Genomic DNA, 20,640 nt, shown 5'->3' on the forward strand with positions numbered 1-20,640 from the left:
CGCTATGTCTCCCGTTCTTTCCGGTGTGCTCCAGTTCGCCGCGCTCGCGGTGGCGCTGGGCCTGTCCTACCGTCCGCTGGGCGACTACATGGCCCGGGTCTACTCCTCCGACAGGCATCTGCGGGTCGAGAAGTGGATCTACAAGGCGGTGGGTGCCAACCCGAACACCGAGATGCGCTGGCCCGCGTATCTGCGCGGTGTCCTCGCCTTCTCGGCGGTCAGCGTCCTGTTCCTTTATCTGCTCCAGCGCTTGCAGGGGCATCTGCCCGGCTCGCTCGGCTTCGTCGCGATCCCGGCGGACCAGGCGTTCAACACGGCGGCGTCGTTCGTGGCGAACACGAACTGGCAGTCGTACTCGGGCGAGCAGTCCATGGGCCACGTCGTGCAGACCGGTGGTCTGGCGGTGCAGAACTTCGTGTCCGCCTCGGTCGGCATCGCGGTGGCGGTGGCCCTGGTGCGTGGTTTCGCCCGCTCGCGTACCGGTGAGCTGGGCAACTTCTGGTCGGACCTGGTGCGTGGCACGGTCCGGATCCTGCTGCCGATCTCGGTGATCGGCGCGCTGGTCCTGGTGGCGTGCGGTGCGATCCAGAACTTCTCGGGTATCCACGAGGTCGGCCAGTTCATGGGCGGCTCGCAGCAGTGGAACGGTGGCGCGGTCGCCTCCCAGGAGGCGATCAAGGAGCTGGGGACGAACGGCGGCGGTTACTTCAACGCCAACAGTGCCCATCCCTTCGAGAACCCCAACGGTCTCTCGAACCTTTTCGAGATCTTCCTGATTCTGGTGATCCCGTTCGCGCTGACGCGGACGTTCGGCCGTATGGTCGGCTCGGTCAAGCAGGGGTACGCGATCCTCGCCACCATGGTGACGATCTGGGTCGGTTTCACGGCCTTGATGATGTGGACCGAATTCGCCCACCACGGTCCGGCGTTCGACGTCGCGGGTGGTGCGATGGAGGGCAAGGAGACCCGGTTCGGTATCAGCGGTTCGTCGATCTTCTCGGTGGCCACCACGCTGACGTCCACGGGCGCGGTCAACTCCTTCCATTCCTCTTTCACCGGTTTCGGCGGCGGTCTTCAGCTTCTGGGCATGCAGCTGGGCGAGATCGCGCCCGGCGGTACGGGTTCCGGTCTGTACGGCATGCTGATCATGGCGATCATCGCGGTGTTCATCGCGGGTCTGATGGTGGGGCGTACGCCGGAGTACCTGGGCAAGAAGATCGGCACCCGTGAGATCAAGTTCGCGGCCTGCTACATCCTGATCACCCCGGCGCTCGTCCTGACGTTCACGGCGATCGCGATGGCGATGCCGTCCACGCGGGACTCGATGGCGAACTCCGGTGCACATGGCTTCTCCGAGGTGCTGTACGCGTACACCTCGGGTGCCAACAACAACGGCTCGGCCTTCGCGGGTCTGAACGCGAACACCGAGTGGTTCAACACCAGCATCGGTCTGGCCATGCTGCTGGGCCGGTTCCTGCCGATGGTGTTCGTCCTGGCGCTCGCGGGTTCGCTCGCCGAGCAGAAGCCGATCCCGGAGACCGCGGGCACCCTGCGCACCAACAAGCCGCTGTTCACGGGCCTGCTGGTCGGCACGATCCTGATCGTCACCGGACTGACCTACTTCCCGGCCCTCGCGCTGGGACCGCTGGCCGAGGGGCTGGCGTCATGACCACGAATCTGAAGTCCGAGAACCCGAAGTCTGAGGACGCGATGTCCACTGCCACCCCAACCCGTGCCCCGCACAGCGACGTCCCCACCGGTCACAAGGACCAGGGGAAGGTCGGCGGCGGTCTGTTCGACCCCAAGGCGCTGGTCAAGTCGTTCCCGGACGCGATCAGGAAGCTCGACCCGCGGGTGATGGTCAAGTCCCCGGTGATGTTCGTGGTCGAGGTCGGTTCCGTGCTGACCACGATCCTGGCGATCAAGCACCCGGGCGACTGGTTCGGCTGGGCGATCGCGGGCTGGCTGTGGCTGACCACGATCTTCGCCAACCTCGCGGAGGCGGTCGCGGAGGGCCGGGGCAAGGCGCAGGCCGACACCCTGCGCAAGGCCAAGACGGACACCGTCGCGCGCCGTCTGTCCAAGGACGGTAAGAGCGAGGAGCAGGTCCCGGGCACCGAGCTGAAGATCGGTGACCTGGTCGTCTGTGAAGCCGGGGACATCATCCCGGGTGACGGTGACGTGGTCGAGGGTGTCGCTTCGGTCGACGAGTCGGCGATCACCGGTGAGTCTGCTCCCGTGATCCGGGAGTCGGGCGGTGACCGCAGTGCGGTGACCGGTGGTACGAAGGTGCTGTCCGACCGGGTCGTCATCAAGATCACGACGAAGCCGGGCGAGACGTTCATCGACCGGATGATCAACCTGGTCGAGGGCGCGGCCCGTCAGAAGACGCCGAACGAGATCGCGCTCAACATCCTGCTGGCGTCGCTCACCATCGTGTTCCTGCTGGCGGTGGTCACGCTCCAGCCGTTCGCGAAGTACGCGAACGCGGAGCAGTCGATGATCGTGCTGGCCGCGCTCCTCGTCTGCCTGATCCCGACCACGATCGGCGCACTGCTCTCGGCGATCGGCATCGCGGGCATGGACCGCCTGGTGCAGCGCAACGTGCTCGCCATGTCCGGCAGGGCAGTCGAGGCGGCGGGTGACGTATCGACGCTGCTGCTCGACAAGACCGGCACCATCACCCTCGGCAACCGTCAGGCCGCCGAGTTCGTGCCCGTACGCGGTACGACGGCGGCCGAACTCGCCGACGCCGCCCAGCTCTCCTCGCTCGCCGACGAGACCCCCGAGGGCCGCTCGATCGTTGTCCTCGCCAAGGAGAAGTACGGGCTGCGCGAGCGCCACCAGGGCGAGCTGACCGGCGCCGAGTGGATCGCCTTCACCGCCCAGACCCGCATGTCGGGCGTGGACGTCGACGGGCGCAAGGTCCGCAAGGGCGCGACCGGTTCGGTCGTGGCCTGGGTCAAGGAGCGCGGCGGCGAGGTCTCGGCCGAGGCGCAGCAGCTGACCGACACCATCTCGCAGGCGGGCGGCACCCCGCTGCTCGTCGCCGCCGAGGACGCCGACGGCGCCCGGGTCCTGGGGGTCATCCACCTCAAGGACGTGGTGAAGGAGGGTATGCGGGAGCGGTTCGACGAGCTGCGCCGGATGGGCATCAAGACGGTCATGATCACGGGTGACAACCCGCTGACCGCGAAGGCCATCGCCGAGGAGGCGGGCGTCGACGACTTCCTCGCGGAGGCGACGCCCGAGGACAAGATGGCGCTGATCAAGCGCGAGCAGGCGGGCGGCAAGCTGGTCGCGATGACCGGCGACGGCACCAACGACGCCCCCGCACTGGCCCAGGCTGACGTGGGCGTGGCGATGAACACGGGCACGTCGGCCGCGAAGGAGGCCGGCAACATGGTCGACCTCGACTCCAACCCGACCAAGCTCATCGAGATCGTCGAGATCGGCAAGCAACTCCTCATCACCCGGGGCGCGCTGACCACGTTCTCGATCGCCAACGACGTCGCGAAGTACTTCGCGATCATCCCGGCGATGTTCGCGGTGGTCTACCCGGGCCTGGACAAGCTCAACGTCATGGACCTGTCCAGCCCCAAGTCCGCGATCCTGTCCGCCGTCATCTTCAACGCGCTGATCATCATCGCGCTCGTCCCGCTCGCCCTGAAGGGCGTGCAGTACAAGCCCACCAGCGCCGACAAGATGCTGCGCCGCAACCTGGGCATCTACGGCCTGGGCGGCCTGATCGCGCCCTTCATCGGCATCAAGATCATCGACCTGCTCATCTCCCTCATCCCCGGAATCGGCTGACCTGCCATGAACAACTCGGTAACCAACACCGGCCGTCTGCTGTGGGCGGGCCTGCGGGCGCTGATCGTCCTGACGATCGTCTGCGGCGTCATCTACCCGCTCGCCGTGACCGGTATCGCCCAGCTCGCCTTCAACGACAAGGCGAATGGCTCGGAGATCAAGTCCGGCGGGAAGGTGGTCGGTTCGGAACTGATCGGGCAGACCTACAACCTCCCGAAGAAGAACCCGAACGACGCCGAAGAGGCCGCCCGCCCGGACCTCCACTGGTTCCAGCCGCGCCCCTCCAACGGCCTCGGCGCGAACACCCTCAACACCCAGTACCAGCTGATCATCTCCGGCGCCACCAACAAGGCCGGTGACTCGGGTGCGGTGCCCGACAAGAACGGCCACCTGTACTGCCCGGAGAAGGCCGCGGACGGCACCCTCTGCGCCCAGGTCACGGCCGCCAAGGAGGCCGTCGTCAAGGACAACTCCACGGCCGACTACACGGTTAAGCCGGGCGACGTGCCGGCCGACGCGGTCACCTCCTCCGGCTCCGGCCTGGACCCCGACATCTCCCCGGACTACGCCAAGCTCCAGGTCCACCGGGTCGCGGAGAAGAACGGCCTGGACGCCGCCAAGGTCGAGAAGCTGGTGGCCGACCACACCGACGGCCGCGTCCTCGGCTTCATCGGCGAGCCCCGCGTCAACGTCCTGAAGCTCAACATCGCGCTCAAGGAACTGCTCCAGAAGTGATCGGGTTGCGAGGGGCGGGAGCCGGTGGGCCGGATCACTTCCGCCACCGGCTCCCGCCCCTCCGCATCCATACTCCGGCTTCCATACGAAACGCAGCATGAAAGAAAGGCGGCACACCGATGACCCGGGTGCTGGTGGTGGAGGACGAACCACAGCTCGTACGGGCACTGGAGATCAACCTCCGAGCGCGCAAGTACGACGTCGACGCCGCTTGCGACGGGCAGACCGCGCTCAACCTCGCCGCCGTGAACCCGCCGGACGCGGTCCTGCTCGACCTGGGGCTGCCGGACATGGACGGGCTCGATGTGATGAGGGCGCTGCGCCGCTGGTCGCGGGTGCCCGTCCTGGTGGTGTCGGCCCGTAACACCTCCGACGAGAAGGTCGCGGCCCTGGACGCCGGTGCCGACGACTACATCACCAAGCCGTTCAGCATGGACGAACTCCTGGCGCGGTTGCGGGCGGCGACCCGTCGTACCGGTCCCGAAGCGCAGCCCGGCGCGGAGCAAGGGATCGTGACCACCCAGGGGTTCACCCTCGACCTCCTCGCCAAGAAGGCGAGCCGCGACGGCAAGGACATCCGGCTCACTCCGACCGAGTGGCACCTGCTCGAACTGCTGCTCCGCAACCGGGGCAAGCTGGTGAGCCAGCGGCAGCTGCTGCAGGAGGTGTGGGGTCCCGGCTACCGTACGCACAGCAACTACCTCCGGGTATACATGGCCCAGTTGAGGCGCAAGCTCGAAGCCGACCCTTCCCACCCCAAGTACCTGATCACCGTCTCGGGGATGGGCTACCGCTTCGAGGTCTGAGCAAGGCACGCATAGGCTCCTCCACACCCGGCGGACCGACCGATTCACCAACACCCCAGAGAGCGGAACCATGGCACGCGGCAAGCTCCGCATTTATCTCGGCGCGGCGCCGGGTGTCGGCAAGACGTATTCGATGCTGTCCGAGGGACACCGGCGGGTGGAGCGCGGCACGGACTGCGTGGTCGCGTTCGTCGAGCACCACGGCCGGCCGCGCACCGAGGTGATGCTGCACGGCCTGGAGCAGGTGCCGCGCCGTGAACTCGAATACCGGGGCAGCGTCTTCACCGAGATGGATCTGGACGCGGTGCTGGAGCGGCGGCCCGCCGTCGCCCTGGTGGACGAACTGCCCCACACCAACATCCCGGGCTCCCGCAACACCAAGCGCTGGCAGGACATCGAGGAGCTGCTCGCGGCGGGGATCGACGTCGTGTCGACGGTCAACATCCAGCACCTGGAGTCCCTCGGAGACGTGGTGGAGTCGATAACGGGCATCCGTCAGCAGGAGACCGTGCCCGACGAGGTGGTCCGGCGCGCCGACCAGATCGAACTGGTCGACATGTCCCCGCAGGCGCTGCGCCGCCGCATGGCGCACGGCAACATCTACAAGCCGGAGAAGGTCGACGCGGCCCTGTCCAACTACTTCCGCCCCGGAAACCTCACGGCGCTGCGGGAGTTGGCCCTGCTGTGGGTCGCCGACCGGGTCGACGAGTACCTGACCGAGTACCGCAGTGAGCACCGGGTCAACACGATCTGGGGCTCGCGCGAGCGGATCGTGGTCGGCCTGACCGGCGGCCCCGAGGGCCGCACCCTGATCCGCCGGGCGGCCCGGCTCGCCGAGAAGGGCGCGGGCGGCGAGGTCCTGGCCGTGTACATCGCCCGCAGTGACGGCCTCACCGTCGCCTCGCCGAAGGAACTCGCCGTCCAGCGCACGCTGGTGGAGGACCTGGGCGGCACCTTCCACCATGTCGTCGGCGACGACGTGCCGACGTCCTTGCTCGAATTCGCACGCGGAGTCAACGCCACCCAGATCGTGCTCGGCACCAGCCGCCGCAGGAGCTGGCAGTACGTCTTCGGCCCCGGCGTCGGCGCGACCGTCGCCCGCGACTCCGGGCCCGACCTCGACGTCCACATCGTCACGCACGAGGAGGCCGCGCGGGGACGGGGCCTCCCGGTGGCACGCGGGGCGCGGCTCGGCCGCACCCGTTTGCTGTGGGGATGGCTGACCGGTGTGCTCGCCCCGGTGCTGCTCACCCTGTTGCTGACCCACCTCGACGTGGACCTCGGCCTCGCCAACGAGATGCTGCTCTATCTGACGCTGACGGTCGGGGCGGCGCTGCTCGGGGGCCTGCTGCCGGCGCTGGCCTCGGCGGCGTTCGGATCGGTGCTGATCAACTGGTACTTCACCCCGCCGATCCACGAGCTCACCATCGCCGACCCGAAGAACATCGTCGCCATAGCGGTCTTCTTCCTCGTCGCGGCGTCGGTCGCCTCGGTGGTGGACCTGGCCGCCCGCCGTACCCACCAGGCGGCCCGTCTGCGCGCCGAGTCGGAGATCCTCTCCTTCCTTGCGGGCAGCGTGCTGCGCGGCGAGACCAGCCTGGACGCGCTGCTCGACCGTGTCCGTGAGACATTCGCCATGGAGTCCGTGACCCTTCTGGAGCGTACGAGCGACGTGGAACCGTGGACCGTCACGGCGAACGTGGGCCCGGGCACGGTGGCACGGCCCGAGGACGCCGACGTGGACATGCCGGTCGGCGACCACATGGCACTCGCCCTGGCCGGCCGGGTCCTGCCGGCCGAGGACCGGCGCGTGCTCGGCGCCTTCGCCGCGCAGGCCGCCGTCGTCATCGACCGCCGCCGACTCCAGGAAGAGGCCGACCAGGCACGGCTGTACGCGGAGGGCGACCGCATCCGAACCGCCTTGCTGGCAGCGGTCAGCCATGATCTGCGCACTCCGCTGGCCTCCATCAAGGCGTCCGTGACGTCCCTGCGCTCCGACGACGTCGAGTGGTCCGAGGCCGACGAGGCGGAACTGCTGGAAGGCATCGAGGCGGGCGCCGACCGCCTCGACCATCTGGTGGGCAACCTGCTCGACATGTCCCGCCTGCAGACCGGCACGGTCACCCCGATCATCCGCGAGATCGACCTCGACGAGGTGATCCCGATGGCGCTCGGCGGGGTCCCCGAGGACAGCGTCGTCCTGGACATCCCCGAGGAGCTGCCGATGGTCGCGGTCGACGCCGGGCTCCTTGAGCGGGCGGTCGCCAACGTCGTGGAGAACGCGGTGAAGTACAGCCCGCCGGGCGAGCGGGTACTGATCTCCGCCAGCGCGATCGCCGACCGGGTCGAGGTCCGGGTCGCCGACCAGGGCCCGGGCGTGCCCGACGACGCGAAGGACCGCATCTTCGCCCCGTTCCAGCGGTACGGAGACGCCCCGCGCGGCGCCGGAGTCGGCCTCGGCCTGGCCGTCGCCCGGGGTTTCACCGAGGCGATAGGCGGCACCTTGGCCGCCGAGGACACCCCCGGTGGGGGTATGACCATGGTCATCACGCTCAAGCTCGTGCCCGACCACCCACCGGTCAGCCCGGACCTGCCGGCGACGACGATCACGTAGGGCACGACCGGGTCCTGCTCCGGCTCCTTGTCGTCAAGAGTGCCGCTTGTCATCAAGAGTGCTGCGGCCGCTTCTGGACCGGGCCGTCAGTCCGCCAGCTCCCGGACGTCGACGGGCAGCCGCAGGGTGAACCTGCGCTGCACGGCGTCGAGTTCGGTCTGGAGGGGCGGGTGCGGCACGGCGAGCACGGGACAGGACGCATGGGCCAGGCAGTACCGGGCGACCGAGGGCCGCAGCGCCCGGCGGAGCCGGTTGTGCGAACCGGCCCCGACCACCAGCAGATCGTCAGGGCCGTCGGCGGCCTGCACCAGCGTGCCGCCCGGTGTGCCCCGTACGATCACCGCTTTCAGCGGCACGCTGGGGCCGTCGGCGCCGAACGCCGCGTCGAGGGCCTGGAGCAGCCGCTCGCCCGCCAGCCGTGTGCACTCGCCCAGCAGGGAGGGCTCGGGCCGGCTGCGGTGGCCGAGCTCACCACCGGGCGGGGCCCAGGCCAGCATGGCCCACAGCTCCGCCTGCGAGCGCCGTGCCTCGCGGGCCGCACGGTGCAGCGCGGCGAGGCTGCCCAGGGTGCCGCTGACACCGACCACGACACGGCGCTCCCGTCCGTTCTCCTCCACGCGCGCACCACTCCTCGTACCGTCCGGCTGCTCCTCCCATTTGACGTCCGAAGGCACTGGCGATTCCCGTTGGTTGACACCTTCCTGACGGCGGGGCGGAAGACCTTGACGGACAAATGACACGCCTGCCGGGGGTGTTCACCTGGACCGTCGCCGGGTGGCGATGGATCGACTTCTAGTGCACTCGGTATATCTGCCCCGTCTGCGCCCCTTCGATCGAGCGGACGTACGCGGTCGCGACGCGTGCCGCGGGGACGGGCTCCATGCCCGCGAAGAACGGTCCGTAGGCGGGCAGGGATTCCTCGACCACCGTCGGGCTGACCGCGTTGATGCGCTGCGGCGCGAGCTCGATCGCGGCGGCTCGTACGAAGGCCTCGACCGCGCCGTTGGCCGCGGACGCGGCGGCCCCGGCCACGATCGGCTCGTCCGTGAGGATCCCGCTGATCAGCGAGAACGAGCCGGTCGCGGCCACGTGCCGGGTACCTTGACGCACCAGCTCCAGCTGGCCGAGCGTCTTGCCGCGCAACGTCGCCGCGAAGTCGTCGGCAGTCAGCTCGGCCAGCGGCTTGAACACGGCGTCGCCCGCCGCGACGGCCACGGCGTCCAGCGGACCGGCCTGCGCGTACAGCCGGGCCACGGCCTGCGGGTCGGTGACGTCGGCGACCAGGTCCCCGCCCGTGCGGCCCACGCCGATCACCTCGTGGCCGCGCTCCGCGAGCGCCTTGCGTACCGCGGAGCCCAGCGTGCCGGCCGCGCCGACCAGAAGAATCCTCACAACTCACCGTCCAATGCCTGGAAACGAACGCCCGGGAAGTACCGGGCGACCCCGGGGGAGTGCCCCGAGGGCCGGGCGACCACCCGGCGCATCCGACGCTACGGGGCGCGCGCGGCGCCCGGAAATGCCATCTGGACAGGGACTATGCTTGACAGGCATGGATGTGGAACTGCGTCACCTCAAGGCACTGGCCGCCATCGCCGAGGCGGGTACGGTCACCGCTGCGGCCGCCCGGCTGCACATGACGCAGCCCGCCCTCTCCCGCACCCTCGCCCAACTGGAAGCGCGGGTGGGAGTCGGCCTGGTCGACCGCTCCTCCCGGCATCTGGACCTCACCCCGGCCGGTGAGACCCTCCTGGGGCACGGGCGCGCCATCCTCGCCCATCTCGACGCGGCGCTCGCCGACACCCGAGCCGTCGAGCGGCCGCTGCGCCTGGGCTATACGTGCGCCGTCCTCGGGCAGCAGACCGTCCCGCTGCTGCGCACGTGGCGCCAGGCGCACCCGCACGCGCCGCTCGAAGTGGTCCGCCAGGACAACAGCACCGCGGGCCTGGCCACCGGTGACACCGACGTGGCGGTGCTCCGTACCGTCCCCACCGACCCGCGCATCCGCACCGAGGCCCTCTACACCGAGGACCGGGTCGCCGCCCTGCCCGACGACCACCCGCTCGCGGGCCGCGACCGGGTGCGTCTGGCGGAGCTCACCTCCGCCCCGGTCCTCCCGCTGGCCCTGTGGCCGGACACCGGCACCGCCTCGGTGGACCTCTGGCCCCCGGCGCTGCGCCCGCACCGCACGATCGAGGTGCGCAACGTCGACGAGTGGCTGAACCTCATCGCCACCGGCGGGGCGTTCGGCGTGGGCGCCGCGGGCACGGCGGAGAGCCACGGCCACCCGGGGGTCCGCTTCGTCCCGGTCGAGGACGCGCCCGTCACCACGGTCTACCTCGCCCGCCCGGCCCACCCGACGCACCCGCGTACGGAGGAGTTCCTCGCGGCAGTACGGGACGTGGTCAGCGCCTAGCGGGAGCGCCCGGGTGGCCCAGCCCTCGCGTTCCCCCGATCCCGTCGTCGATCTTCACGTACGGTGCGGTCACAAGGGTATTGAGATCGGCCGGGGCAGCACGAGGGGAGAGGCGATCATGGGGGAACTTGACGGCAGGACCGCACTGGTGACGGGCGGCTCGCGCGGGATCGGGCGCGCGGTCGCGCTGCGGCTCGCCGCGGAGGGGGCGCTGGTCGCGGTCCATTACGGGGACAGCGAGGCGGCCGCCGCGGAGACCGTGGAGCTGATCGGCAAGGCGGGCGGCATGGCGTTCGCGGTGCAGGCCACGTTCGGCGAGAGCGGTGCGGTGGACCGGCTGTTCGACGGGCTCGGCGCCGGGCTGGCGGACCACGGCGAGGACGGGCTTGACATCCTGGTCAACAACGCGGGCATCCACTCGGTGAGTTCGATCGGGCAGCTCACCGAGAAGGAGTTCGAGCGGCTTCTGGCGGTCAACGTGCGCACGCCGATCTTCGTGGTCCAGCGGGCGCTGCCCCTGCTGCGGGACGGCGGGCGGATCGTCAACATGGGCTCGGCGGCCACCCGGATCGCTAACCCCCTCCAGATCGGATACACCGTCACCAAGGCGGCGCTGGCCGCCCTCAGCCCGTCCCTCGCCAACGAGTTGGGCCGGCGCGGGATCACCGTGAACACGGTCGAACCCGGAGTGGTGCTGACCGACATGACCGCCGGGTGGACCGGCGTCCCCGAGGCGATGGCCGGACTTGAGTCGATCACCGCGCTCGGACGCATCGGCGAGCCGGGAGACGTCGCGGATGTGGTGGGCTTCCTGGCGGGTCCGCAGGGCCGCTGGGTGACCGGCCAGACCATCGACGTCTCCGGCGGCACCTACCTGGGCCCGATCACGGGCAGTTGATCCGCCTAGGCGTCGTCTTCGCGCCGTGCCGTCACCAAGTAGGCGGTGCCCAACCAGCGGCGGGCCCCTCTGCTCACGGTTGTTCCGGGATGGTCGCGCCACTTCCGGCTCCAGCGGCGGATCGGCCGGTCCAGCGGCGGGACCAGGGGTGTTACGTCGTAGTGGACCGCGTCCTTTGGTCTGAGTCCGGTCCCGCGCATCATCCGGCGGAGTCGGGCCAGTCGGATCGCTCGGATGCCGGACACGTCCGCGGCGTGCCGCGGCGCGCCGAACAGTCCCTCGACGCGGCTGAGCACACGCACCAGCGGCCAGTAGACGAACCATTCGACCAGGCGATACGGGCTGAGCGGGTTGAGCATCGTCACCACGACCAGACCGCCCGGCCGCACCACACGTGCGATCTCGCGCAGCCCGGCGTCGGCGTCGGTGTACTCCAGGACGCCCATCGCGACGACGACATCGAAGTGCTTGTCGGGAAAGGGCATCTCCTCGACACGCGCCACGCTCAACTCGACGTCGTCGGAGCCCTTCGTCAGAGCGGCGGCCGCCTCGATCATCGCCGGGGACCGATCACATCCGGTGATCTGGAACTCCCCGGGGTGGACGTCGAGGACGCGTCGCACCAGCATGCCGGGCCCGCACCCCACGTCCAGCAGACGACCACGCGGCGCGGCACGAAGCGCCTCGTCGACCACGTACAGCCGGGAACAGAAATACCGTGCCGCCGGCCGCCAGCCCTCGTATGACGCGGCATATCGGGTCGCGTCGTCAAGGGTCAGATACTGCGCGGCCACGGCGGCGTCGCGTGCCGCACCTCCGTGACCACGATTCGCCCGTGCCGTCTTGGAAGACGCCATCACTACTACTCCCACTCCAGGGCTGTAGCAAAGTCCGGTTGCGGTGTTGCGTACCTGGTCAGGGCCCGTGACGGACGCAACTGCTCCAGTCAGGACAGCGGCGCATAGTCACGGGCCTTGGCAGGCCCCCACGCTAGGGAGACGGCTGTTAAACGTATGAGGGGAAAATGAGCCTGTTCTGGTAGGGGCCTCGTCCAGGATGGGTGAGGAGCCCGTGGTGCAGGAGGCGTCTGAGACGGGCGCTGAGTCACGTTGACGGAGGCCTCGTCGATCGGCGAGCCGAGGAGCTGGTGCCCGTTCGCGGGCGCGGAATTGCTGCGTGGGGTGGTTGTTGAAGGCTTGCCGGACGCGTTGGCAGGCGCCGATGGGTGCGGGCGGCTCGGGTGCGGGATCCGGCCCGGCGATGCTGTCAACACCTCGCGGGTGATGGCCAGTTCGAACCGGCGCTCAGTGAGCGGTGGAAGGCAACTCAGCCGAGGCGTGCAGCAGCAGGTCGCGCAGTGCTGTGGCCGTGTCCGACGGTTCGGTGGGGGTGAGGACGACCTGGTCGGCGGTGGTCGAAGGGCCGGTGAGGGGGATGATGCGCAGGCCGGGTGGCTGGTGGTCGAGGGCGGATTCGATGGTGATGCCGATGCCCGTTCCCGCGGCGACATGAGCGGCGATGGCGTGCACGCTGTCGGCGGTTCTGATGATGCGCAGGTCGGCGCCGCCGATGTGGAAGGCGGACAGGAGGCGGTCGCAGAGCCCGCTGTTGATCTGGTGGGGCCAGGTGAGCAGGTCGGTGGTGGACAGTTCGGACGCGCTCAGCTCGGTGTGCCCGGCGAGGGGGTGGCTCGCGGGTACGAGCGCCATGAACCGCTCGGTGGACAGCACCCTCGTGCGTACGTCGGTGACGTCGCCGGTCGCCCAGCCGATGCCAAGACCGATCGTCTCGGCCCGCAGGGCGGTGAGTTGGGCGGTGGTCGGCATGGCCTCCGGCACGATCGTCACGTCGGGGAAACGGTCGCGCAGTTGCGGCAGGCAGCGCAACAGCAACTGGTGGCCGGTGTATTCGGCGTGGGCGACGACGAGGGTGGTACGGGTGCGGTCTCCGGCGGCCAGAGAGCGTCCGCGCTCCTTGAAGTGGCGCAGCTGGGCCAAGGTGGCGTGGGCGTCGGGGAGCAGCGCTTCGCCGAGCTCCGTCAGTGACACCCGGCGGCTGGTGCGGTGGAACAGCCGCCCGCCCAGGGTGCTTTCCAGCCGCCGGACGGCGTCGCTGACGGTGGGCTGCCCCCGGTGCAGGCGCGCGGCGGCGCGGCCGAAGTGGAGCTCTTCCGCGACGGCGACGAATGCTTCGAGTTCGATCCTGTCCACGGGACCAGGCTAACGCGATCGATCGGTGTGACCGATCGCTGCGTGCCGATGTTCGGCGTTGATGCCGTGCCGTACGCAGGGTGTGATGGCTGGGCAGGCAAGAGTTTCCCCGCGAGTGGAAGTAGTGAAAGCACATGGCAGTCAATGGTGTTGACCGTGAGCAGGATGCGCCGAAGGTCACGGTGACCGTGGTCCACCACTCGGTGCACGGGCACACCCGCGTCCTGGCCGAGCACCTCGCCGACGGGGCGCGGCTGGTGCCGGGCGCCCAGGTGCATCTCGTCGAGATCCGGCCCGAGGACGTCATCGCGGGCCGCTGGCACGACGCGGAGGTGCTGGCGCTGCTCGACCGCTCCGATGCGATCGTCTTCGGCTGCCCGACGCTGATGGGCAGTGTGTCGGCGGTGTTCAAGGCGTTCATGGAGGCGGCGTTCACGCCGTTCGTGGAGCAGGCGTGGAAGGACAAGCTGGCCGGCGGGTTCACCATGTCCGCCTCGCAGAGCGGCGACAAGCTGGCGGTCCTGGAGCAACTCGCGGTCTTCGGCGCGCAGTTGGGCATGCAGTGGATCGGCGTGGGCGACATGCCGGGCAACAACTGGAGCGGTGGCAGCCGTGACGACCTGAACCGGCTGGGCTCATGGCTGGGTCTGATGAGCCAGAGCCACGCGGACCTGGGAGCGGAGCAGGCCGGATCGCGCGGCGACCTGGTCACCGCGGAGCGGTACGGCGAGCGGATCGCCCGGCTGACTCAGCGTTGGGTCAACGCCGTGCCGTACGAGACCTCCCGGATGACCGAACACGAGGCCCGCGCCCTGTCGGCCTCCCTCAGGGAGGCGGATGGCGCACCGGCAGCACTGACCGGTGCCTGACCTCGCAGATCGGAAGAATCACTCTCTCAAACGGTGACGGATGCGTTGGTGTTAGACGCACCCCCTCCGACATCACCTGTTTGACCGGTGACGAATCCTGTGCGACAGTCAGTCATCGCGCATCGCCGGTACACGTGAACGACCGAGGGGGCTTCACATGATCAACAGGCGTGGGTTCAGCAAGGCCATGGGGCTGGGTACGGGTGCGGCTGCCGTTTCACTGACCGGTCTGCACGGGCCGCAGACGGCATCCGCAGCATCGGCCAGTGGGGCGGCCGCCCCCGGCGCTCACACTGCGTTTCCGAAGTTGAAGCAGATCAGGGCTGGTCTGCTGAACGTCGGCTACGCCGAACTGGGCCCTGCCCACGGCCCCGCCGTCATCTGTCTGCACGGTTGGCCGTACGACATCCACAGCTACGTCGACGTCGCGCCGATGCTGGCCGAGGCGGGCTACCGAGTGGTCGTCCCGTATCTGCGCGGTCACGGCACGACACGCTTCCTCTCCGACCGGACGTTCCGCAACGGCCAGCAGTCCGCCATCGCGCTCGACATCATCGCCCTGATGGACGCCCTGAAGATCGAGAAGGCCGTGCTGGCCGGCTTCGACTGGGGCTCGCGCACCGCCGACATCATCGCCGCGCTCCGGCCCGACCGCTGCAAAGCCCTCGTGTCGGTGAGCGGATACCTCATCACCAACCTTGCGGCCAACCTGAAGCCGCTGTCCCCGACGGCCGAACACACCTGGTGGTACCAGTACTACTTCGCCACCGAGCGCGGCCGGCTCGCCATGGAGGACAAGACCCTGCGCCATGATCTGACGAGGCTGGTATGGGAGACCGTCTCCCCGACATGGGACTTCGACGACGCCACCTTCGAGCGCACGGCCGCGGCCTTCGACAACCCCGACTACGCGGCCGTCGTCATCCACAACTACCGGTGGCGGCTGAGCCTCGCCGACGGGGAACGCCGCTACGACGCACTGGAGAAGCGGCTTGCCACGCGGCCGGTCATCGAGGTTCCCACCATCACCCTCGACCCCGAGAAGGATCCCTTCACCGCTCCGGGCAACGGCACCGCTTACCGGGACAGGTTCAGCGGCCCGTACGAGCACCGGACCCTGACAGGGATCGGCCACAACCTGCCCCAGGAGGCACCCGCCGCCTTCGCCCAGGCCGTCATCGACGTGGACCGCATCTGACACTCATCGTCACCTATCAACCTGGTGACACACGTGAGCTTGTTCCGCCGGCGACCGAACGGAGTCCAGCCATGGAGAGTACGCACGCCACAGACAGCACCGCAGCGGCACGTCGAGCACGGTTCGGCAGCCTGCCCGAGCGTATCCGTCAAGAGGACATGGTCGAGGAGAAGGCGGCTACGCCGAGCGACCCGACGCGGTACGCCTTCGACCCCGAGGGCTCATGGAAGTCCTTCTCCTGCCTCGCTGTCGACCTGGGTCTATGAGCGGGTCCCGTTCTAGGGCCCCGGAGAGCTCACCGCTTCAGCAGGTGACGGAAACTTGCTACGCATATCGTCACCTGCCAGAATGGTGATGTGAACCTCGACCATGTCTTCGTCTGCGGCAACCCGGCACTCGACTTCGTCGCCACGCTCCGAGCGCGCCGTTCGCTGCGCTTCGAGATGTTCGCCACGCCGGACAGGCTGAACGCGTGGTACGTGGAGTCCGGGCTCGTCGACGCGGTGTCCCCGAGCCGGGAGGTCGACGTCGAGGAGGCGACGACCGTACGGGAAGCCATGTACCGGCTGGTCACCGCCCGTCGGCTCGCGGAAGACTACGACGGGGCGGCGCTGACCGTACTCAACAACGCGGCACGCAAGCCGTCGGCGGTGCCGCAGCTCACCCCGTCAGGGCGATGGACGCAGGCAACTCCGGAGGAAGCCCTCTCCATGGTGGCTCGCCTTGCCGTCGAGCTCCTGAGCGGACCGGATGTGCCGCTGCTCAAGGAGTGCGGCAACCCGGAGTGCACCCGCACCTACATCGACCGTTCGCGGGGCATGCGTCGGCAGTGGTGCGGCATGGAGTCCTGCGGCAACAAGATCAAGGCAGCCGCCTATCGCGCCCGTAAGAGGACCGAGCCCGCACCGGCCCACTGACCCGACCGGATCTGGACACGGGCCGGTGCGTCAGCCGGGCAGGGACCACACCTGGTTGGTCTGGAGGTGGCCGCAGGTCCAGGTGTCGAGCTTGGTCAGGTCGGCCGTGCCGCCACCGTAGACGTCGAGGCACAGGGCGGAGGCGTTGTTGACCAGGGTGCCGTCGGGCTTCGCGGTCCAGCGCTGGGACGGTGTGCCCGTACAGGTGGAGAGGGTGACGGGGCTTCCGGCGGTGGTGCCGGACGCCGTCAGGCATTTGCCCAGTGAGCGCACGCCGGCGTCGGTGCCCATGGTCCAGCGCTGGTTGGGGTTGCCGGTGCAGGTGTAGAGGATCGTCTGGGTGCCGTCGGCGGTGCCGCTGCCGGTGACGTCCACGCACTTGGCGCCGTTGCCCGTGATCTGGCCGGTGGGGACGGCGGGGGCGCACCCGGCGCCGGGCGTGAGCCGCCAGATCGCCGTGCCGTGCGCGGGAACGGTCGCCGTGAGACCGCTGGTGACGGTCGAACTGGCCCCGGTCCAGAGGTCTTTGGCGGATACCGTGCAACCGGACAAGCCGATGTCGGCCAGCGACGTGGTCAGCGTACGGGCTGTCGAGGCGCGGTTGAGGACCGCGACCGCCCGGTCCGAGCCTGCCAGCGGCCGGACGAGTACATCGGCGGTGCCGTTGGTGGACACCACGCTCGCCTGCCGGCCGAGGCTGTCCTGGTCGAGCGCGATCAGGTCGGTGTTGCCGAGCGCGGACCGTGCCGCCGGGGTGAGTCGGGAGACGTCGGAGGAGAGGATGAGAGGTGCGGCCATCATCGACCACAGGGCCATCTGGCTGCGGGACTCGTCGTCGGTGAGCCCGCCCGCGCCCGCGATGAGGAAGTCCGGGTCGTTCCAGTTGCCGGGCTTGGCGTACCGGCCGATCCAGCGGTTGTAGCCGTAGTTGGACAGGACACTGGACCAGCGGCTCGTGGTGGGATGGGCGGAGTCGTAGGTGGCGATGTCCCAGCCCTCGCGCCAGAGTTGGCCGTCCGAGCCGACCCAGGACAGTACGTCGAACCAGGTGGGATTGCCCCACTCCGCGCCCTGGAAGTACGCGGGCGCCGACTCGGAGAAGACGATGTCGCGGCCGCTCGCGCGCAGGGCCGCGGCCTGGGCGTCGTACGCCTGCCGGTAGGCCTGCGCCTGCGTCTGCCCGGACGCCGTGTAGAGGTTGCAGCCGTCCAGCTTGAGGTAGTCCACGCCCCATGCGGCGAACGAGGCGGCATCCTGGGCGAAGTGGTCGGCGCCGCCGCCCTGGGGCCGCCCGCTGCCGGGGTAGCCGCCGCAGGTCGCGGACCCGGCGTCCTCGTAGATCCCGAAGTGCAGTCCGCGGTCGTGGAGGTACGAGCCGAGCCAGGCCATGCCGTGCGGGAACTTCACGGGGTCGGCGACAAGGTTCCCCTGTGCATCACGGGACTTGGCCATCCAGCAGTCGTCCACGGTCACCGTGGTGTAGCCCTTGGCGGCCAGGCCGGTGGAGACGAGGGCGTCGGCATTGGCGGTGACGGTCTGCTCGGTGACCCCGCACTGGTAGTGGGCCCAGTCGTTCCAGCCCATGGGCGGGGTCGGGGCGAGCTGCCGGACGGCAGGCGCAGCGGGGGAGGGCGAGGCGTGCGCGGTGGTGAGCGGCAGACAGAGCAGCGCGGCCGTGAGCGCGGTGAGTGCGGTGCGCCGGCGCGGTGTGCGTGGGGGGCGGGGCACGGTGATCTCCTCTGCGGTGAGAAGGGGAACGTGCGGGGCGGACGAGAGCGGTTGGTGATTGGTGCTGCACTGTAGCGCTACGTTTCGAGCAGCTTCAATCACCGTACGGTAAAAGGGAGTTGAGGAATCAGGGCTCGCCCCGAAGGGTGATAGCCGGAATTCATTGGTGTGTTGTGTTGGATTACGTGGACTCTTGACGCTTACTGGCGCCATCAATACCTTGCGCAGCAGCGACGCGTGACGTTCCGTTCGCCTCATGTGTCGCCGAGCGCTGCATGACCGCCCACTCCGCCCGCCGTCATCAGGGAGTACGCATGCACCGACGCACACTGCTGGCGGCCGCCGTGCTGAGCCCGGTGGCCGCGCTGGCCGTCTCCGGCGGGCGTACGTTCGCCTCCGGTCATACCTTCGGCTTCAGCCCGGACGGCGCGGACTTCGTCCTCGACGGCACGACGTTCCAGATCCGCAGCGGCGAGCTGCATCCCGCCCGCATCCCGGTGCAGTACTGGCGTCACCGCACCCGGATGGCCAAGGCGCTGGGCCTGAACACCATCGCGCTGTATCTGATGTGGAACTACCTGGAAGAACGTCCGGGTGTCTTCGACCTCACCACCGACCGGCGCGACTTCGCCGCCTTCATCCGCCTCTGTCAGCAGGAGGGCATGTACGTACTGCTGCGCCCGGGCCCGTACGTCTGCGCCGAGTGGGACCTCGGCGGACTGCCGTCCTATCTGCTGCGCAAACCCTCCGCCCGGCTGAGGGTGAACTCCACCGAGGACCCGGACTACATGGCGGCCGTGGCGCGGTACGTCGCCACCATCGCGCCGGTCCTGCGACCCCTGATGGCCGCGAACGGCGGTCCGGTCCTCATGGTGCAGATCGAGAACGAGTACGGGTCGTACGGAAGCGACGCCGGCTATCTGGAGGCGCTGCGGCAGCTGTGGCTCAAGGCGGGCATCGAGGGGCCGTTCTACACCCAGGACGGGCTCGGCCAGGTCGTGGCCAACCACACCAACGTCACCGGCGGGGCCATCGGGCTCAGCGGTGGCACATCCGCGGACATCAGACGCTGCCGCACCTCGTTCCCGCGCGTCCCGGCCATGTCGGGCGAGCTGTACCCCGGCTGGCTCACGCACTGGGGCGAGGGCGCCTTCGCCGGTCTGGCCACCGACCTCACCACCGCGCTGCGGGACCTGATGGACGCCCGGCAGTCGTTCAACCTCTACGTGGTGCACGGCGGCACCAACTTCGGCTACTGGGCCGGTGCCAACGCCAACGACGACGGCACCGGCTACACCGCCCATGTCACCTCGTACGACTACGGCGCGCCCATCATCGAGCAGGGACGGCCCGCCCCGCGCTACCTCGCCTACCGCGCGCTCATCGGCAGCTACCCGGGTGTGACACTGCCGCCGGTCCCGGAGCCGGTCCCCACCATCACCCGCACCGGAAACGACGCCCCGGCGCCGGTCCCGTACGCCTCGCTCTGGGACAACCTGCCCGCCGCGCTCCCGCCCGCGCAGACCGTCACACCGCAGCCGATGGAGAACTACGAGCAGAACTCGGGGTTCCTGCTGTACCGCAAGGTCCTCGACGGATACGCGGGGGCGACGCTCGACGTCTCCTCGGTCCACGACTACGCCACCGTCTTCCTCGACGGTGCCTACCAGGGTGGCCTGTCCCGCCCGGCCGTGCCCTCGGCCTACGCGGCACCGCTCAAGGTCACCACGGGATCGCGGCTGCCGCTGGGCGCGGCGGGCAACCGCCCCACGCTGGACATCCTGGTCGAGGGCATGGGCCGTATCAACTACGGCCACGGACTCGTCGACCGCAAGGGCATCACCGGGCCGGTGTCGCTCACCGACGCGGGCCCGCTCACCGGTGTGCTCACCGACTGGCAGACGTACGCCCTGCCCGTCGACGAGGCGTTCGTCGCCGCGCTGCGCCCGGTGATCAGCAACCCCGGGCGGGCCGGGATCTTCTTCCGGGCGACTGTGACCCTGACCGACATCGGCGACACCTATCTGGACATGGCCGGCTGGACCAAGGGCGTGGTCTGGGTCAACGGACACAACCTCGGCAGGTACTGGTCGATCGGCCCCCAGCAGCGGCTCTACTGTCCGGCCCCCTGGCTCACCGTCGGGCGCAACGAGATCCTCGTACTCGATCTGCACCAACTGCGGCCGCAGCCGATCCCGTTCGAAGCCACGCTGGTGAGCGCCGCCTCCACCGCCGACGGCGCGAAGCTCGTCGAACAGACGGACACGGGGGATCCCAGCCAGCAGTGGTTGCTGTCGGCGGTGTGAGCGTGGGGCCCGGTCGGGCGGCGGAGAATTGCGCCGCGCGGCAGGGCCCGCAGCATGAGTCACCCTGGCGAGCGCGGTCTTCGGCCATTCCCGACAGAAGCCCGATCAGCCGCCGTTGGGACCGCTATACAGG

At 69.4% G+C, this 20,640-nt stretch carries 17 protein-coding genes; 12 read left to right on the top strand and 5 right to left on the bottom strand.

Going from position 1 to position 20,640, the window contains the following annotated elements; translation table 11 throughout:
- The first annotated feature begins 4 nt into the window (after positions 1 to 4).
- The 5 genes from kdpA to ACT1U9_RS32360 all read left to right on the top strand — a co-directional run bounded on the left by kdpA (position 5) and on the right by ACT1U9_RS32360 (position 7,968).
- Positions 5 to 1,669, top strand: coding sequence for a potassium-transporting ATPase subunit KdpA (gene kdpA / locus ACT1U9_RS32340; RefSeq protein ID WP_444536180.1), 1,665 nt, complete (start codon positions 5 to 7; stop codon positions 1,667 to 1,669).
- Between the two features lie 41 nt (positions 1,670 to 1,710).
- Positions 1,711 to 3,813 (top strand): potassium-transporting ATPase subunit KdpB, encoded by a 2,103-nt coding sequence (gene kdpB / locus ACT1U9_RS32345; protein WP_444539049.1) that lies wholly within the window; start codon positions 1,711 to 1,713, stop codon positions 3,811 to 3,813.
- 6 nt (positions 3,814 to 3,819) lie between these two features.
- Positions 3,820 to 4,548 carry a potassium-transporting ATPase subunit C gene (locus tag ACT1U9_RS32350; RefSeq protein WP_444536181.1) on the top strand — a complete coding sequence of 243 codons (729 nt, stop codon included), beginning with the start codon at positions 3,820 to 3,822 and terminating at the stop codon, positions 4,546 to 4,548.
- A 119-nt stretch (positions 4,549 to 4,667) separates the two neighbouring features.
- Entirely contained in the window at positions 4,668 to 5,354 is a 687-nt protein-coding gene (locus ACT1U9_RS32355; RefSeq protein WP_444536182.1) for a response regulator, read from the top strand.
- A gap of 70 nt (positions 5,355 to 5,424) precedes the next feature.
- On the top strand, positions 5,425 to 7,968 hold the full coding sequence (locus tag ACT1U9_RS32360; protein ID WP_444536183.1) for an ATP-binding protein: 2,544 nt from the start codon (positions 5,425 to 5,427) through the stop codon (positions 7,966 to 7,968).
- Positions 7,969 to 8,054: 86 nt separating this feature from the next.
- Here the strand turns inward: ACT1U9_RS32360 and ACT1U9_RS32365 are convergent, their stop codons facing one another.
- Complete coding sequence (locus ACT1U9_RS32365) at positions 8,055 to 8,585, bottom strand: universal stress protein (protein ID WP_444536184.1); 531 nt, start codon at positions 8,583 to 8,585, stop codon at positions 8,055 to 8,057.
- Between the two features lie 175 nt (positions 8,586 to 8,760).
- The gene (locus tag ACT1U9_RS32370; protein WP_444536185.1) at positions 8,761 to 9,360 is read right to left on the bottom strand and encodes a short chain dehydrogenase; all 600 of its coding nucleotides are present in this window, start codon (positions 9,358 to 9,360) and stop codon (positions 8,761 to 8,763) included.
- 157 nt (positions 9,361 to 9,517) lie between these two features.
- Between ACT1U9_RS32370 and ACT1U9_RS32375 the strand changes: the two genes are divergently transcribed.
- Together ACT1U9_RS32375 and ACT1U9_RS32380 are read left to right on the top strand one after the other, a co-directional pair.
- Positions 9,518 to 10,381, top strand: a complete 864-nt coding sequence (locus ACT1U9_RS32375) for a LysR family transcriptional regulator (RefSeq protein WP_444536186.1) — start codon at positions 9,518 to 9,520, stop codon at positions 10,379 to 10,381.
- 118 nt (positions 10,382 to 10,499) lie between these two features.
- Positions 10,500 to 11,279, top strand: coding sequence for an SDR family NAD(P)-dependent oxidoreductase (locus ACT1U9_RS32380; RefSeq protein WP_444536187.1), 780 nt, complete (start codon positions 10,500 to 10,502; stop codon positions 11,277 to 11,279).
- Between the two features lie 5 nt (positions 11,280 to 11,284).
- Here ACT1U9_RS32380 and ACT1U9_RS32385 read toward each other — a convergent pair whose 3' ends face one another.
- The gene (locus tag ACT1U9_RS32385) at positions 11,285 to 12,136 is read right to left on the bottom strand and encodes a class I SAM-dependent methyltransferase (protein WP_444536188.1); all 852 of its coding nucleotides are present in this window, start codon (positions 12,134 to 12,136) and stop codon (positions 11,285 to 11,287) included.
- Positions 12,137 to 12,583: 447 nt separating this feature from the next.
- A complete protein-coding gene (locus ACT1U9_RS32390) occupies positions 12,584 to 13,489 on the bottom strand; it encodes a LysR substrate-binding domain-containing protein (RefSeq protein WP_444536189.1) in 906 nt (301 codons plus the stop codon).
- A 134-nt stretch (positions 13,490 to 13,623) separates the two neighbouring features.
- Here ACT1U9_RS32390 and ACT1U9_RS32395 point away from each other — a divergent pair, with 134 nt between their 5' ends.
- The 4 genes from ACT1U9_RS32395 to ACT1U9_RS32410 all read left to right on the top strand — a co-directional run bounded on the left by ACT1U9_RS32395 (position 13,624) and on the right by ACT1U9_RS32410 (position 16,473).
- Positions 13,624 to 14,358 carry a flavodoxin family protein gene (locus tag ACT1U9_RS32395; RefSeq protein WP_444536190.1) on the top strand — a complete coding sequence of 245 codons (735 nt, stop codon included), beginning with the start codon at positions 13,624 to 13,626 and terminating at the stop codon, positions 14,356 to 14,358.
- Positions 14,359 to 14,515: 157 nt separating this feature from the next.
- Entirely contained in the window at positions 14,516 to 15,556 is a 1,041-nt protein-coding gene (locus ACT1U9_RS32400) for an alpha/beta fold hydrolase (RefSeq protein ID WP_444536191.1), read from the top strand.
- 71 nt (positions 15,557 to 15,627) lie between these two features.
- Complete coding sequence (locus ACT1U9_RS32405; protein WP_444536192.1) at positions 15,628 to 15,822, top strand: hypothetical protein; 195 nt, start codon at positions 15,628 to 15,630, stop codon at positions 15,820 to 15,822.
- Positions 15,823 to 15,912: 90 nt separating this feature from the next.
- Positions 15,913 to 16,473 carry a CGNR zinc finger domain-containing protein gene (locus ACT1U9_RS32410; RefSeq protein ID WP_444536193.1) on the top strand — a complete coding sequence of 187 codons (561 nt, stop codon included), beginning with the start codon at positions 15,913 to 15,915 and terminating at the stop codon, positions 16,471 to 16,473.
- Positions 16,474 to 16,503: 30 nt separating this feature from the next.
- On the opposite strand, the gene ACT1U9_RS32415 is transcribed toward ACT1U9_RS32410, so the two are convergent.
- Positions 16,504 to 18,201 (bottom strand): ricin-type beta-trefoil lectin domain protein, encoded by a 1,698-nt coding sequence (locus tag ACT1U9_RS32415; protein WP_444536194.1) that lies wholly within the window; start codon positions 18,199 to 18,201, stop codon positions 16,504 to 16,506.
- 314 nt (positions 18,202 to 18,515) lie between these two features.
- Between ACT1U9_RS32415 and ACT1U9_RS32420 the strand changes: the two genes are divergently transcribed.
- On the top strand, positions 18,516 to 20,507 hold the full coding sequence (locus tag ACT1U9_RS32420; protein ID WP_444536195.1) for a beta-galactosidase: 1,992 nt from the start codon (positions 18,516 to 18,518) through the stop codon (positions 20,505 to 20,507).
- Positions 20,508 to 20,640 lie beyond the last annotated feature (133 nt).

The organism is Streptomyces sp. BR1 (genome assembly GCF_052373795.1).
GTDB lineage: Bacteria > Actinomycetota > Actinomycetes > Streptomycetales > Streptomycetaceae > Streptomyces.

Coding starts and splice junctions, on each gene's coding strand:
- kdpA (WP_444536180.1), top strand. CDS start 5: ATGTCTCCCGTTCTTTCCGGTGTGCTCCAGTTCGCCGCGCTCGCGGTG.
- kdpB (WP_444539049.1), top strand. CDS start 1,711: ATGTCCACTGCCACCCCAACCCGTGCCCCGCACAGCGACGTCCCCACC.
- ACT1U9_RS32350 (WP_444536181.1), top strand. CDS start 3,820: ATGAACAACTCGGTAACCAACACCGGCCGTCTGCTGTGGGCGGGCCTG.
- ACT1U9_RS32355 (WP_444536182.1), top strand. CDS start 4,668: ATGACCCGGGTGCTGGTGGTGGAGGACGAACCACAGCTCGTACGGGCA.
- ACT1U9_RS32360 (WP_444536183.1), top strand. CDS start 5,425: ATGGCACGCGGCAAGCTCCGCATTTATCTCGGCGCGGCGCCGGGTGTC.
- ACT1U9_RS32375 (WP_444536186.1), top strand. CDS start 9,518: ATGGATGTGGAACTGCGTCACCTCAAGGCACTGGCCGCCATCGCCGAG.
- ACT1U9_RS32380 (WP_444536187.1), top strand. CDS start 10,500: ATGGGGGAACTTGACGGCAGGACCGCACTGGTGACGGGCGGCTCGCGC.
- ACT1U9_RS32385 (WP_444536188.1), bottom strand. CDS start 12,136: ATGGCGTCTTCCAAGACGGCACGGGCGAATCGTGGTCACGGAGGTGCG.
- ACT1U9_RS32395 (WP_444536190.1), top strand. CDS start 13,624: ATGGCAGTCAATGGTGTTGACCGTGAGCAGGATGCGCCGAAGGTCACG.
- ACT1U9_RS32400 (WP_444536191.1), top strand. CDS start 14,516: ATGATCAACAGGCGTGGGTTCAGCAAGGCCATGGGGCTGGGTACGGGT.
- ACT1U9_RS32405 (WP_444536192.1), top strand. CDS start 15,628: ATGGAGAGTACGCACGCCACAGACAGCACCGCAGCGGCACGTCGAGCA.
- ACT1U9_RS32420 (WP_444536195.1), top strand. CDS start 18,516: ATGCACCGACGCACACTGCTGGCGGCCGCCGTGCTGAGCCCGGTGGCC.